1 pseudogene is annotated in these 708 nt (G+C 41.9%); it reads right to left on the bottom strand.

The annotated features are described in order from the left end of the window. Positions 1-430 precede the first annotated feature (430 nt). Positions 431-708: pseudogene (locus A3751_RS17415) on the bottom strand (helix-turn-helix domain-containing protein); the annotation flags it as partial.

Raw genomic sequence — 708 nt, 5'->3', positions numbered from 1 at the left:
TAACATTGTTAGCGCTTAGAAAACACAATCGACCCGCTAAAAAGCCAGGCGTTCAAAATAATCAGTTCGCTCCGCTTTATTATCTTTATTTGTGCGGACTGTGCTGCAAAAAGACTCTCTTTTTATTTTTATTTTTATAATCGCAGCCGTTTAAGGCATTGTTATTTTTTGTATCTACTAAAGCGCATTCCGTGCCAGAAGATAAAAAATCAATAAAATCAGATACTTGTCTAAAACCGATAGTCCAAAAGGCGTAGATAAGGGCTTAGTGGTACTTAAAGTAACAAAACAAATGTGAATGCGTTACCTTGGTGTTACCTTGAGTAATTTGCCCGTGTTTTTGAGGTAGTCAGTAACGCATTGGAATGTTAAGTAAAACAGCATGTTGTGAACTGGTAGACGTTTTTTTGGCGCGACGATCAAAAAGTGATCAATTTTTGGCTTCGTCGCCCTTGCGCCTTGGAATGCCCAGTTTCTGTCTTTTTTCCCAAAGGCTCTTTCTGCTGATACCCAGGTGTCTAGCGAGCTCGGTTTCATTCATGCGGGATTGATTTTCTAAAACGAACTGTTGGAAGTAGTCATCCATCGAAAGCGGTCGATTGATGTTGCTTAGGTGATGGCTGCTCATTTGTTGTGGGTTGGCGCTGCTGCGGACTAACCCTTGGTTCAGGGATATCTCGGCGGCTGTGGGTTCGATGTCCAGCAAAT

Source organism: Oleiphilus sp. HI0080, from assembly GCF_001635135.1.
Note: the sequence above shows the minus strand (reverse complement) of the source record. Positions and strands in the feature narration are given on the sequence as shown.